At 47.6% G+C, this 13,998-nt stretch carries 14 protein-coding genes; 12 read left to right on the top strand and 2 right to left on the bottom strand.

Annotated features, from left to right (window positions below; translation table 11 throughout):
* The first annotated feature begins 10 nt into the window (after nt 1-10).
* The 6 genes from JL719_RS00045 (at nt 11) to JL719_RS00065 (ending at nt 7,109) form a co-directional block, all read left to right on the top strand.
* Nucleotides 11-985, top strand: coding sequence for a TniB family NTP-binding protein (locus tag JL719_RS00045; protein ID WP_033157622.1), 975 nt, complete (start codon nt 11-13; stop codon nt 983-985).
* Nucleotides 979-2,367 (top strand): TniQ family protein, encoded by a 1,389-nt coding sequence (locus tag JL719_RS00050; RefSeq protein ID WP_084153345.1) that lies wholly within the window; start codon nt 979-981, stop codon nt 2,365-2,367. The genes JL719_RS00045 and JL719_RS00050 overlap by 7 nt, the downstream gene beginning before the upstream one ends.
* A complete protein-coding gene (locus JL719_RS23915; protein WP_225892941.1) occupies nt 2,364-2,786 on the top strand; it encodes a TniQ family protein in 423 nt (140 codons plus the stop codon). The genes JL719_RS00050 and JL719_RS23915 overlap by 4 nt, the downstream gene beginning before the upstream one ends.
* A 519-nt stretch (nt 2,787-3,305) precedes the next feature.
* The gene (locus JL719_RS23920) at nt 3,306-4,208 is read left to right on the top strand and encodes a hypothetical protein (protein ID WP_225892943.1); all 903 of its coding nucleotides are present in this window, start codon (nt 3,306-3,308) and stop codon (nt 4,206-4,208) included.
* An 821-nt stretch (nt 4,209-5,029) separates the two neighbouring features.
* Nucleotides 5,030-6,685 (top strand): protein adenylyltransferase SelO, encoded by a 1,656-nt coding sequence (locus JL719_RS00060; protein ID WP_201799008.1) that lies wholly within the window; start codon nt 5,030-5,032, stop codon nt 6,683-6,685.
* Between the two features lie 175 nt (nt 6,686-6,860).
* The gene (locus tag JL719_RS00065; RefSeq protein WP_033157619.1) at nt 6,861-7,109 is read left to right on the top strand and encodes an AbrB/MazE/SpoVT family DNA-binding domain-containing protein; all 249 of its coding nucleotides are present in this window, start codon (nt 6,861-6,863) and stop codon (nt 7,107-7,109) included.
* 139 nt (nt 7,110-7,248) lie between these two features.
* Here the strand turns inward: JL719_RS00065 and JL719_RS00070 are convergent, their stop codons facing one another.
* On the bottom strand, nt 7,249-7,971 hold the full coding sequence (locus JL719_RS00070) for a nuclease-related domain-containing protein (RefSeq protein ID WP_225892945.1): 723 nt from the start codon (nt 7,969-7,971) through the stop codon (nt 7,249-7,251).
* Between the two features lie 135 nt (nt 7,972-8,106).
* Here JL719_RS00070 and JL719_RS00075 point away from each other — a divergent pair, with 135 nt between their 5' ends.
* From JL719_RS00075 to JL719_RS24395, 3 genes are all read left to right on the top strand, one after another.
* Nucleotides 8,107-8,760: an SOS response-associated peptidase gene (locus JL719_RS00075; protein ID WP_033157676.1), complete on the top strand. Its 654-nt coding sequence runs from the start codon at nt 8,107-8,109 to the stop codon at nt 8,758-8,760.
* A gap of 97 nt (nt 8,761-8,857) precedes the next feature.
* Nucleotides 8,858-9,448 (top strand): excalibur calcium-binding domain-containing protein, encoded by a 591-nt coding sequence (locus JL719_RS00080; RefSeq protein WP_033157617.1) that lies wholly within the window; start codon nt 8,858-8,860, stop codon nt 9,446-9,448.
* Nucleotides 9,449-9,605: 157 nt separating this feature from the next.
* Nucleotides 9,606-9,773 carry a YceK/YidQ family lipoprotein gene (locus tag JL719_RS24395; RefSeq protein ID WP_225893127.1) on the top strand — a complete coding sequence of 56 codons (168 nt, stop codon included), beginning with the start codon at nt 9,606-9,608 and terminating at the stop codon, nt 9,771-9,773.
* A 356-nt stretch (nt 9,774-10,129) separates the two neighbouring features.
* Here the strand turns inward: JL719_RS24395 and JL719_RS00090 are convergent, their stop codons facing one another.
* Nucleotides 10,130-10,816, bottom strand: a complete 687-nt coding sequence (locus tag JL719_RS00090; RefSeq protein ID WP_033157616.1) for a hypothetical protein — start codon at nt 10,814-10,816, stop codon at nt 10,130-10,132.
* Between the two features lie 506 nt (nt 10,817-11,322).
* Between JL719_RS00090 and JL719_RS00095 the strand changes: the two genes are divergently transcribed.
* The 3 genes from JL719_RS00095 to JL719_RS00105 are packed head-to-tail and all read left to right on the top strand — an operon-like array spanning nt 11,323 to nt 13,753.
* Complete coding sequence (locus JL719_RS00095; RefSeq protein WP_033157615.1) at nt 11,323-12,105, top strand: TIGR04255 family protein; 783 nt, start codon at nt 11,323-11,325, stop codon at nt 12,103-12,105.
* Nucleotides 12,102-12,911: a helix-turn-helix domain-containing protein gene (locus JL719_RS00100; RefSeq protein WP_033157614.1), complete on the top strand. Its 810-nt coding sequence runs from the start codon at nt 12,102-12,104 to the stop codon at nt 12,909-12,911. Before JL719_RS00095 ends, JL719_RS00100 begins: the two co-directional genes overlap by 4 nt.
* Before the next feature lie 11 nt (nt 12,912-12,922).
* Complete coding sequence (locus tag JL719_RS00105; protein WP_129871315.1) at nt 12,923-13,753, top strand: hypothetical protein; 831 nt, start codon at nt 12,923-12,925, stop codon at nt 13,751-13,753.
* Nucleotides 13,754-13,998 lie beyond the last annotated feature (245 nt).

Consider the following 13,998-nt stretch of genomic DNA (forward strand, 5'->3'; position numbering starts at 1 on the left):
GGAGGTCGCGATGAATTTCAAAGAGATTTTCGATGCATTGCAGCGTTTCGATGAAGAGTACATTCCCTTCCCGCCTTTTGTTGTTGCAGTCGATGCCGTCAAAGCAAACATCGCGCTGTTTCGAGAGACGGGGATTGCACATCATCTGCTTTTACTGGGAGAAAGTGGCACGGGTAAGAGCAGTCTCTGCCGGTGGGTAGAACAACAATATCCTCGCTTCAAGTTGCCAGATCGGGATGTTACGCCAGTATTGATCGTATCGGTGCCACCGGCGGCCACCATTGCCAGTATGGCGTCCGCGCTGCTCGAGAAATTGGGTGATCCGGCGGCGGCTTCCGGCACTGTGTCGGCAAAAACCGCTCGGGTGATTACGCTATGCCGCGCCTGTCGGGTAGAAATGATTTTGTTCGACGAAGCCCAGCATATCCATGATCGCGGGAAATCAACTACGCATTATTTGGTGGGCGACTGGCTTAAATCATTGATAGACCAGACGGGGGTACCGACGGTGTTTCTAGGTCTGCCTCGCCTGGAAAAACTGTTACAGGTTAACGAGCAATTACGCCGACGTTTTTCCCGACGTATTCGTTTGGCCTTGGGACAAAGTGATAAGGACACTATCCACGCTGAATGTTTGCAGTTATTCCGTTCGCTGGGTTCTTGTTTGCCGCTTCCTCTGCACTGCGGCTCTTGTGGCTGGGACGAACTGGGTATGCGCCTCTATTACGCCAGTGATGGCCGTGTGGCCTATATCAAAAAGCTGTTAGCCACATCGTTGAGGATCGCACTGGAAACAGAAATAAACGAGATTGGACCGTCCCTATTGGAGCAAGCCTTTACCGAGGAAATATGGTGGGAAGGTGTGGGCAAGCTAAATCCGTTCAATCCGGGATTCGAATTTCGCCGTCTGGCTCGAGGAAACGAACCGTTTGAGTGCGGCAGTTTCGGCAATAGCCGCAGGTCTGGTCTGGAGCCGGTATGCTGATTCCGCATAGCCAGTATCCGGTGCGCCAAACAATGGAAAAGGGGGAAAGTCTAGCGGGTTATTTATATCGTTTTCAGGGTGGCAACGGGCATCGAATCACTCGGCGCTTAGCGCATACCTTAGGCGCTTTGTATCGCGGAACGGCAACTGATGCTACACCAGCGGCTTTTGATACCTTACAAACGTTGCTGGGGACTTCAACCGAACTTGATCGGACCTGGTGGCTGCGCAAACGGCGTTTACCGAAATGCTCGAATGGGCATGAGAATAGCAGGCCGGGAATAGATATCGTCCCGGTACGTTTTTGTGTTCTCTGCCTAAGCGAATGCAGTTTTCATTTTGCCCTTTGGGAATTGCCGCAGATTGCGGCATGCCCCGTTCATCAGATCCGATTGTATGAGCACTGCGCTCTTTGCGGCAAAACTTTTTCCTGGTCCGAATTAATGCCGGATTGGTTTTGTGCCTGTGGTCAGTCGATTATCAATGCACCCATTACACTTGCCAGTCGCAATCAGTTGCTATTTGCCCAGCTCTTAGCGGGATCGGAAGATGTTGACCTGCCCAGTCGTTTCAACAACTGTGATGAATCGTCAATTTCGAAAGGTTATACGCTCAGTGAAGTTTACGCAGGTCTCGAATGGGGCAGTCGGTTGCGTAAAGCGTTATGTCGTGACGGTCATCGATCCCGCAAGCCGATTCAGAGCAAGTGGAGTCACAGACCTTACTGGTCTGACGACTGGATTGTCGTGCTTATAATGGCGTCGCCTGACGAATTAAGACATCGGATACTGAGAATACTTGCCAGACGATTCAGAGGGCATAAAGACTTGCTCTGTTCCGTGTCGAAATTAGATTGGTTGTATCGGATGATGCTATTTGTCGACACCGGCAGCTATGGATACTTCCAGATGAAAATTCAGGTGGTAGTGGCGCAAATGCTGGCCGACTACCAACTGAAATTGCCGATCTCGTCGGCGGTGTTTTATAACCCCTGGATTTCGCCAACACGGCGACGCGAAAAACAATCAGCGTTGATGCACTGGTGGGCAAATTTATCCAAACATATTGGCGACCTCGATCCCGAAATGCTTCGCTATCAACAAACAACAGTTATACCGCCCGTCAAATACGGTAAGCGGGAATACGAGTTGGAGTTGGTGGACATCCTAAATCGCCTGTCGAGTGAGGCATTCCAGCACGCTGATTTAGCGGATTGTCGAGCGCTCATCTATTGGTGGCGGATACCGAAAGAATTGCGTGAGCTAAGCGATCCTAGCGATGTTTTACCAAAGCTCGGATTACACCTGACGGGAATACCCGATTATGAGCTGTACTTCGTCGGATCCCTGGTTCGACTGGCATGTCAGGAAAAACCAGCATGATTGCCGTGAACGATTATTGTGCTTTACCTGTGCGTCCGCGTCCGATCAATGGCGAGGCTACCCTGGGTTTTTTGATGCGCGTTGCACGGGCAAACGGTTACGAATCGCTGCGGCAGTTAGGCAACACATTTCGAAACTTTGAAGGCCTATGCCAAGCGCTTGGCTTATCCGCTGAGGAAAGACAGGCATTGTTTGGACCCCATCCAAGTTTTTGGGGACCAAGCGCATTGTCGAATGGGCTGACTGCCATCGACTTTAACCATAGTCAAATGCGCTGGTGTCCGCTCTGCCTTCGCGAGTCGGCACATCTAAGGGGTCCATGGCTGCTGAAAATCAGCTGTATTTGCAACCGGCATTCAATCCGTTTACATGAGCGATGCCCAAGTTGCGGCAGTACTCAGCGGCTAGAACGGGTTTAACTTGAACAATGCGCTTGTGGAGCGCGGCTTGCCGATGCCCGAGGTACCGATCGGGTCGATGAGCCACTGCTTTCACTAAGCCGTGCTATTCAGGCGGCAATGAAAGGCAAGTCGGCATTGGCGGGTTTTCCTGCCATGTCACTGCCGGAATGGATTCGATTGATTGGTTATCTAGGGCAGTACTCGGAATCCTTCCAACCCGCCAAACCGGGGAAGATTGCGAATTTACACCAACTGGATACTGCAACCACGCTGATGCTGCAAGTGAGTCGGCTATTGGATGGCTGGCCGGAAAACTTTCACGCCCTATTGAGCACTCTACATCAGCAAGCAGACAGTCAATCCAGTATTCGGAGGACTTTCGGGTCATTCTATAGGACTTTATACACGGACTTGTCCGGTGAATGTTTTCAATTCCTGCGCGACGCATTCGAGGGCTATTTGCACGAGCATTGGTCAGGGATAGTCAATAAACGCCACCGAGCGTTTAAGCTAGAGACGATTGCCAGACATCCCCGCGTGACCTTGAAACAAGCCGCCAAAAAAGCCGGCGTGGCACCGTCAACTGTTCGACATTTCATTCGAGCCAAGGTGATCGCTGGGAATCAGATTGAATTGCCGTCCGGTCGAAAGATGCGTTCAGTCGATGAACAGAGCTTTGCTGAAATAGCGATTCTGGCAAAGGGATGTGTCACGCTTGATCAAGCTGCCAAACAACTGGTGTTACCGAAGAGCCGGGTCAGAGAATTAATAGCGGATGGCGTCTTAAAGCCGTTGGTCTCAAGAATGCACGGCAATGCCACCGCTTGGCTAATTCCGAAGCAGCAAGTGCAAGCATTGTTTTTCACCGGCACAGAAGTGATGCATTCGCCACCGACAATAAACGTCAGATATATATTGAAATATTGGCATCTGCGCGAAGGGGAATTCATCGCACTGGTTCGTGCGCTTTTGGGTAACCAATTAAAACCAGTGGGCAAGCTGAATGAGTCAGTGCCATTGGGAAACATCCAGCTTGATGAGCAACAAACTTGGCAGTGGCTGGCGGAAATGCGCTACGCCGACGGTGCCAGTGTTTCTGTCGACCAGGCAGCGAAGAGACTAGGCTTGAAACAACAAGTGGTATACGACTTGGTAAGGCTGAGGTTACTGACGACTATCCAAGATCATCTTCCTGGTCGGCGAGTCACGCAAGTAAGCCTCGACGATTTTCAAGCCACCTATGTATCTTTGGCTGAATATGCCAAGTCAGAAAAACGGGCGCCGCGATGCCTGCTACAAGCATTGCAAGTAAAGCCGGTTTCGGGGCCTATGATCGATGGTAGCCGGCAATATTTTTTTCGTCGGTCTGACCTATATGGTGAATTGAGTGGCAATGGAGCCAGTTTGATTGCCCCGTCCTCCCCAAATGAAATGGAGTAGAAACCCTATGATGCCATGTAATCTTTGCAGTCCAGCCGATGAAAACGGTATACATCAGCCCTTTGGTTCAGAGGGTCAAATGCTTCTGGGTTTAAAACAGCGTGGTAAAACGAAATACTTACCAGATGGAATGAGTTATCAACGGACATACGTTTGTCAGGATTGTGGCGCCGAATGGAAAATGATCGGTAAGCTAGGCCCAAATCCAAGTTACAAAGATATACCCATACTTGAAATCGTCAGGCGCTGAGCAGGAGAAACGCCAGAGAAAAATCATGGTATTTTTGCAGGGCCTGCCGAGTTAGCTTACTTGCACCGCCATGGCGATAACGCGATGTATGCAACGACGATAAAGTATATCGAAGGATGGTAGGCTGGCAGAACGTGACTGCTGGGAACAAACAAACATCACTAACATGGAAAAAAGGTGGCAAGTCCATCGGGGGGTTGAATAGTATTCATCAACCGGCAAACTGTAACGTATTACACTCTTTCTGCAACGACAATCGAGCTTCTAACTTGAAAAAATTGACGCCGCTGTTATTCAAAACACGGCAAATCTTTGACATTCTTATGAGCATTTGCGGTTCCTAATGTACGCCGAACAATTCCTTGATGTATCAATAATCCCCAAAACAAGCGGATAAAACGAATCTTAATACCTCAGAAAAGACGGTTGTGCGTACATTAGGAACTTTTAGTATTGGAATTTATCTTAACGAGCCTTGGCATAATCCATTATGACAAACCGACTGCCCCAGAAAGCGTCCTCGACTATATCGATGCTCCAGGATCTTGCGAAGTTGGCAAACTATTCTCTCATGGACACGCTCAACTGTGACCCTGACGCGACAAAATACGGTGACGACCACGCGCCGCGACAAGTCTTTACGGGACATTATGTCCCCGTCAAGCCGACTCCAATCATAGACCCTGAGTATGTAGCTCACAGCAAAAATTTTTTTTCCGAGCTTGGCCTTGCCGACAGCATGGCAGAGTGCTCCGATTTCGTCCGCATGTTCTCCGGTGACATCTCTCAGGTTCCAGAGCCGATGCGCAAGGTTGGTTGGGCGACTGGGTACGCACTTTCCATCTACGGCACTGAATACATTCAGCAGTGTCCGTTCCAAACTGGCAACGGATATGGAGACGGTCGTGCAATTTCTGTGCTTGAGGCCGTCATCGACGGTCGACGCTGGGAGATGCAGCTGAAAGGTGGCGGTCGCACGCCATATTGCCGTGGCGCAGACGGTCGCGCTGTCTTGCGGTCAAGTATCCGCGAGTTCTTGGCTCAGGAGCACATGCACGCACTGGGCGTGCCGACATCGCGGTCTTTGAGTTTGTATGTTTCAAAAACGGAGAAGGTAAAGCGACCGTGGTACTCGGAGGGTTCGCGCTCGGAGAATCCTGACATGCTTATATCTGAGGCTGTCGCCATATCGACTCGCGTCGCGCCGTCGTTCATTCGCGTCGGCCAACTTGAACTATTCGCTCGCCGTACTCGAAAAAACGAACACCCAAAAGCGCTGGAAGAACTGGCGAAGATTGTACTGCACTTGATTGATCGCGAGTACGCTGACGTGGTCAATAAGCAACTCACAACTCCCGATAAATTGCTGTTGTTGGCGCGCGCGTTTCGTAGCCGCCTCACGTCACTGGTGGCGAACTGGATCCGCGTCGGCTTCTGCCAGGGCAACTTCAACAGCGACAACTGTGCAGTCGGAGGTTTTACACTTGATTATGGCCCCTTCGGCTTTTGCGATGTGTTTAACCCCCATTACCAACCTTGGACGGGAGGCGGTCATCACTTCTCGTTCCTGAATCAACCAAGCGCAGCGCAACGCAATTTCGATATGTTTTGTTCGGCGTTGCGGCCGTTGCTGGCATCGCATCAGGACTATTTGCTAGAGCTCGACGAGATTCAAAGTGGATTCTCGAAAGTTATGGAAGCGCAAATGGAAAATATGTGGGCCGCCAAGCTGGGTCTTAGTACTTTGAAAACAGCGTCTCATAAGGCATTTTGCAGCGCACTAATCAGCGAGCTTGGCACACTCATGATGCAAACGCCTGTCGATTACACTATTTTCTTCCGCGAGCTCTCGTCGATACCCGACGACATTGGCCCACTCAAGAAAAGCTTCTACAATGACGCGGCGCATGATACTAACCCCAAAGAGTTAGATAAGCGTTGGGCAGCGTGGCTCGCGAAATGGAAAACACTTCTCAGCAGTTCCAGTGAGGAAACCTCTAGGCAGATGAAGCTTGTAAACCCAAAGTACATTTTGCGAGAGTGGTTTGTTGTGCCGGCATATCAGCAAGCAGCTGTGGGAAATTATTCTCTAATTCGAGAACTTCAGGACGTGATGACGCAGCCCTATGAAGAGCAGTCGAAGGACGTGGAAGATAAATACTATCGGTTGAAACCGCCTGAGTTCTTTGAGGTGGGTGGATTGTCCCACCTTAGTTGCTCGTCGTGATTCGTTGGAATTGAAAAAGTAGTGCCCGATACGAATGGCACTTACTTAAGCTTCTCGGATGCCCATATTTTTTCACGTGTTCACTCGCCTGATCGCTTGGCTCAACAAGTAAGGTATTGTTTTCATTGAAAATAAATTTTATGGTTTAACTTGATTATCCAAGAAGGGTTAATAAATGCAAACTGAAATTAAGAAGTGGGGCAATAGTGCCGTGGTTCGATTGCCGGCCAGGATGCTCGCCCAATTGAAGTTGGAAGTTGGTTCATCAGTTGAACTAACTGTTGACGAAACCGGTTTTCGGATTGAACGAACAACAGCAAAACCAAAGCTCAAGTTAGACGACTTGCTGGCCGAAATTACGCCCGATAATCGTCACGAGCCGATTGAGTGGGGAACAAGCGTTGGGCGCGAAGTTGCAATGTGATGGCTGCGAACTATCTGCCTGTTGATTCAATGGCTTTTCGCTTGCTAGTTGCAAAATGGCGTCTAATTTTCACCACAATGTTAAAGTCTGAGATCAAGCAAAAAGTGTCATATATAAATCCGCCTTATCAAATCTAATGTTAAACAACTTTCACAGTCCGGCATTTAGGATAGCCACTACATCCCCAAAATTGATTGCCTTGGTTGTCTCCGGTTTTAGCGGTTCTTAGGATCATCGGTTTTCCGCATTTAGGACAGGCGTTTTCAGGTTGCTGCTGCTTTTGCTCAACAATGGTCTTAACATGTCTGACATGCTCTATATGGGTTTTGATAGAGGGCTTTAGACGACCCGCTTGGATTTTGCGGCACACCACCGCGATCTCGCTTTCGCTCAATAGGCGCTGTTGTTTACTTTTGATAAAGCGAATGTAACCACCGGCATAGACGACATTCTCTGGCATGGGCGTTTTAAACTCACTATCACCGACAAACACTACTAACGAAAAAAGTTTGCTAGGTTCAATCTCCAATGCCGATTGCAGCGTCTGCGTGTGCTTATAGTTTTGATGCAAGGGATTTTGGAACTGGTTTTTGTGCTTGTATATTTGCTGCGTCCACATCTTTTGCTGCGCACTACCAAATATCCAACCTTTTAAATTCTTGGTTTCAATGACGAAAATGCCATATGGCGATACGATCACATGATCCACCTGCGTCGAACCGTCTTCCGTGGGCAGCGTGACGTTTTTGAATAAGCGATAGATGTTTTTATCCAGAAACAACGCGGCCGCCAAGTTGACTAAGGCTTCTCCGATGACACCTTTCATGAACGGTGTTTTCAACAAGCCGATGACGATCAACAAGACAAACAGCCATCCATAGCTTGCTATCATAGGCGCAAACGCTTGTAACAGAATTTGGTTAATATCCATTTAATGAGTCCAATGGTGGGTTTAATCGTTATGGGTCTTACGAACCACAGGTAAGGAATGGTCGGTATGTGCGGTCGCTACAACCTCACGGCAACGCCGGAAAGCATAGCTGAACATTTTGAGTTACCACGCTTGCCGAGCTTTCAACCCAGCTACAACATCACTCCCGCACAAAAAATCCTTTGCATCGTTCAGCTAGACGACCAATCATTAAAATCGGTAAACCTGTTTTGGGGCTTAGTGCCATCCTGGTCTAAAGACGATAAAAACAGCCATCACCTGATCAACGCCCGTGCTGAAACCATCAGAGAAAAACCCAGTTTTCGGGCTGCCTTTCATAAGCGCCGCTGCTTAATCGTCGCAAACGGATTTTATGAGTGGCAGAAATTGGCATCGCACAAACAAGCGTTTCATATCCATCGTCAAGACAATCAGTTATTTGCCTTTGCTGGACTCTGGGAACATTGGGAGCACGATGCGAAAACGCTCTATTCCTGCACCATCATCACGACCGCTGCAACGACACTGATGCGACCGATTCATGAGCGTATGCCGGTTATCATACCAATAGCCCATTACCGGGATTGGTTGGATAAATCAGCAGGGGAAGATGACGTGTTTCGACTCCTGGATAATCATGCTTACGCTGATATGACTACAACACCGATTAGCGATTATGTGAATAATCCAACGCATGATGACGAGCGGTGCTTAAATTGAATGTGGATATGTCCTTGCGAAGGTGTTGAAGTAGCGATTTGTAATTGGACGGCATTTGACTAGGCTAGTTAATCCAATAATGGCAAATTACTAGGCTATGGAAACTGAAAGAGGCAAACTGGTTCGTTGGATAGACGATAAAGGATTTGGATTCATAAAATCGGAGTCAGGCGGTACCGATATTTTTATCCACATATCGGCGTTAAGAACCATGAGTCGGCCGCCTGTTGTCGGTGACATTATTTTTTACGAAACAAGCCTTGATGATAAAGGCAAGCTACGCGCAATCAACGCAAAAATTGACGGAGTTTCTCAGGTTTTAACGGTTGCTCCAATAGACAGGAAGCCCAGAACACAAAAAACTGGCGCTCCGCAGCAAAGACTCCCCAGAAGTTTCAACACCTATAGGCCACCGTATAAGAAATCTGGATATAGATTTATTACAGTGCTGCTTGTGGTTGCTGGAGTTTCGATCCTCAGCAAGTTTGGTAATCAAAATGTAACTACTGGTCAGCCAGTATTACCAATAGCTGAACCACCAAAACCGACTCAGAATTTCCAGTGTCTCGGCAAGGTGCATTGCTCGGAAATGACCTCGTATGAAGAAGCCGAATTTTATCTACAAAATTGCCCTGGCACGAAGATGGATGGTGACAATGACGGCATTCCTTGCGAACAACAGTTCTAGCTCATAGAAAGCTAGGCGCTTCGCATATTCGTGGCTAAATGACGGGGGGATACGCTTGAAGAAACTCATAGGTGGGGTTGTCTGCGTTTTAGTTCTATCCGGTTGCGCAACTTTCAAAAGCTTAAACGCGGAGGTGCCCTTGTATGAACGCATATTCATGTATAGCGGAACCAGACTGGATTGGGCAACGTTAGAAAACGACGATGTGACTATCCGAAAACTTAAGGCTGAACCTCCGGGCTATCCTCTAGTTGACCTGCCATTTAGTTTTGCGTTGGATTCTTTGTTTTTACCGTTAGCAATTAGTGCCGAGATTTTTCACTGATTGCAACTTTTAAAGCTCGTACCGGTATCGATTGCAACCAATTTGTGACTAGCTTTTAAATTCCATGCAGAATTTCCTGGCTGTTTACTATCTACGGCTACGCGCCGATTTGGGCTTGGACAACCTGTCGCACCAGCCAAAGCCCTGTTTGCCGGCGATAAAGCCTAATACGACCAAGCCTTCGAGCAATACAAAACCAACCGCCATCAGGAAATCTTAAGTCGCGACTATTTGCAACCCTCGAGGGGACGAATATTGGTTTGAGCCCAATGTCGAACATTTCGAAAAACTGATTGTTGGCGCAAATCGAAAATTGACCATGGCTTTATTGGTTCAGCGCATTAATTCCATTAGACTCATCTCGCTGGTTTTTCTTGATGTGTTTGTTCTAGTAGCTCCGCAGGGGAAAGAACAGAGGAATGGCCGTTTTGTGGGAAATAATGAACGAGCTTTGTGTCGGGCGCTGCACCGGCACAGTTCCTTGCTCCGCACATTAAATACAAGAGTTTTTGAGACTGCCCATTTATGGATACTGTGACCATTTCATGATCAGGAATTGACTTACTATCAAGCTTCGCATAAACGGATGAAGCCAATGCTTTGCCTTTAGATTCAAAATGCGCCAATGAAAGGATGAGCGCGAAAAATATAGTAAGGAGAAAAGCTGATTTTATAGAGTGTCGTTTTTCGCGTTTCTCGGTATCGGAATCTTTACGCTTTCCCAGCAATTTAAATTTTAGCTTTAAAAATCGGCGCTTTCGTTTCAAATTGTGTCGCAATGCGTCATTCACCTCGGGCAATATTGCATGTGAGTATGCAAATCTGCAAACCGTGTATATCGCCAAACCTGTTAGAACTGGCCCAAAGGAAATTACAAATCCGTGATATAAAATCTGTTGAAAGTTACGGTCAAGAACATCGCTATCCAACCCCAATTGTCGAAGAAATCCACCCGTGTAGGCAGCACTCGCACAGTATAAAAACGACGTTATAGCGGCAAGTCCTAAACCGCTGTCTAGTAGTGAGTTTTGTCTATTGTCCATAGAAATAAATTATTTACAGTTTTCATGAAATCGAGCTTCAAATGAGGTAATTAACTAAGACGACTCCACTAGAGAAAAATATGAGTCACAAGTTGCAGTGAGCTCTTTAGTTCGCCAGTTAGGGCTACATACCCTTTAAGTATCAGTTTCTAAGATTCCTGGGTTATATCACTTGCTGCACTTGCTTGCTGTAAGAGTCGATCTTGTGACTCCCCCCGGCGATCTTCCAGCTAAATGGCGCGATAAAATGTTATCCGAAGCCCAACCGATATAACATTCTGGTTATGCCATGGATGAATGTCGGCTTTGGAGGGGTAGCGAATTGGTTCTATCAACCCAATTGTGCCATTGACCAGCTATAGGCTTAACGACAACTTCATGGGTGGAGCGGTCAAAAAAGTATTGAAAAATATATTTTCGCAGAAGTGTCAACTTTTTTGTAAACTACTTCTAGTATACTTTGAATAAAGCACACTTACATAACCATGATAATAAGGAGATAAGTTATGAATTCCACTGCGCTTGGGACGTGGCGTAATCCGCCGCTCGTCTATGTTGTCGCGGAACTTGCCATCTCCCCCTACTACTCAATGAGCAACAAGGTTCCTGGACTTCAGGATAGCCTAAGAAACACATTTCCTCGAACGGTTGAAGCTAAAGAGCTAATTGTCGATGGGGTCAAACCCACTCCACAGCCCTTATGGCAACTGTTGTCAGCTGATCAAAAACTCGGTGTCCAATTGGGTACTCGCGCGATCTCGTTGCATGCAACGAGCTATGTTCAATCGAGTGATTTCTTAAGTCGTTGGGCTGAGGTGTTGGACGCCATTCAAAATGCCAGCCTTGGGGCATTCGTCGAGCGAGCAGGATTGAGATATATTGACTTGATTGTTCCGTCCACGGACCATTCTCCAGCTGACTATTTAGCAGATGGACTAAAAGGTATTGAACCGGAAGGAGCTCGCTCTAAAGGCTCCATGTGGGCTGCAGCGTTTCAGTTTGACGGAAGTTTGGTAAATCTTCGCGCGGCTGCGCCTGCACCACAGGGCCTCTTGTTGCCGCCGGATTTCAATGCACTACCGCTAAACAAGCCAGTAAAAATGCACGAAGCTGAGAAACACATCCAGAACGGACAGACGATAGGATTCGTCGATACTGACTGCCTCAAGGAGATCGGGCAAGTATTTGATGCAGGAGAACTTTTGGGGATTTATACGGAAATGCAAAAACTGACATCGAGAACTTTCAAGGCCTCACTATCTAATACTGCGAAAGGAGAATGGATGTGAACAACACAATAGAGACACGCCAATACACAGCTTGCCAAGCAACACTGTTGCAGCAGCGGCCTAGCGATATTATTTCTGCTGTTGAAAACACGGTAGAAACATTCGTGGCGTCCCATTCTGGAAGGGTTCAGGTAGTTTACTCTGACGATCAGGCTCAAGCTTTAGCTTCAAGCGTTGCAGGTCTTCACAACTTGGGAAAAGGGTTTGGTAAGGCTCTGACCGCCGGCACTGTGGCATATGTTCTCAGCGTTTCTTCGCCAACGAACGCACCCGAGTTGTTCACTGCTCCGGACGAGATCCCTCGCGAGAATGCTTGGAGCCGCTGGTCGGAACAAGCCAAAGAGGCTCTGCAGAACGCAGCGTTGAAGGAACTGCACCCTTCGACAGCAGTCGCTCGCCTTCGAGTTGATCGCCTCGCAACGCTCCAAGCGGCTTTCGGATTTACGACTCAGGATATGGCATCAGTCCTTGGTATTTCGCGACAACAGCTTTATAAGTGGCTTGATGCTGCCAATCCGATACAAATTCAAGAGGCGGGTCGTGTGCGTCTATCGATAGTAGAACGTATTGCGAAAGAATGGATGTCACGATCTAAAGTACCACTCAGTTCGGTAAGTCGTGAAAATGTGGCGGGAGGAAGTTCCGTACTCTCCATGATGACTGCGGATATCATGGACGAAACCGTAATTGTGGGTAGCTTTGATGAACTATTGGCCAAGCTTCAGACAAAACCCAAAACACGTAGCCAGCGGCTTCGCGAGGCCGGGTTTACCCGACGAACATCCTCTCTTCCTTTGGACGACTAAGAGGGCTTTCCTTGGCATTTGGTGATGATATTACTCTGCGTGGGTGGCGTACTGGGTCCGTGATATCAGTTGAAATGCTTACTCTGCTCCAACCCCACTTAACAAGGCACGATCAGCAATCGACATTAGTTGCGACGGATGATTGGCTTGTAGTTATTTCGCAAACTTGCGACATCGTCGCTCCGAAATTAGAGGCAGAACCATTAGTAGAATTGCTGCTTTGCAAGCCCATTTCAGGCAAACCTCGCAAAGGCCAACGCAACCTGGAGTCAACCCGTTATCTCGATTTTCGCCCAAATCGGGAAACACACCCTGACATTGTTTTATCAGCACACGCAGTAGCAGATCGTCATGTAATCCCGCGCGATTTGCTCACAACCAATGAGCCCGATAGAGTTCGTTGGTTAGACCATATTTCATCTCAAAGGATATTGGCATGGTATGCGCTTCGCGCAGGACGCCCATCATGGCCAAATAACTTATGTGATCGTATTCGAAATGCAACGGGGGCCCTAAAAGATGCGCTTGATCTTGATCTGTTCGCCAACGATAAATCCGAAGTAAGAGTTGCTATCGCGGAAAAGGACCAAGAGCTCGAAAATGGCGAGTCATATCATTTAGCCGTTTACTTTGTGGTCGATGAAGACACCTGGAATGGTGATAGTGACGATCGAAAAGCCATCAACATAGCATTTGCAAAATTTGTCTCTGAACTAGATGCTTGCGAAGGGATAGATGTAAATCAAGATTTGAGTGGAGTCGTACCTGGAAATGAGTTTAGCTGGCAGGAAACTCAGCAGACTGATCAATGGAACTTCGCGAATCTGAGCCATCGGGATTAATCTAAATGACAACAACTCACAAACCCCTCGTTGTCCTAAGGTGTTACGGACTTGAGTTATAACCGGTGTTAATATCGTTTCAAGGGCCTGATCGACTTCGTGATAATTGAAAAAAACGATAAATATTTTAATTAGGTGAACTTTTGTAACTTTTACGAGGCAATCAAAATGAAGCTTTACAAGGCGATTATTATGATAATACTGGTTTGCTTTGCAAACGGCTCATATTCTGGTGGATTATTCGG

Source organism: Methylomonas sp. LW13, from assembly GCF_016865255.1.
Lineage (GTDB): Bacteria > Pseudomonadota > Gammaproteobacteria > Methylococcales > Methylomonadaceae > Methylomonas.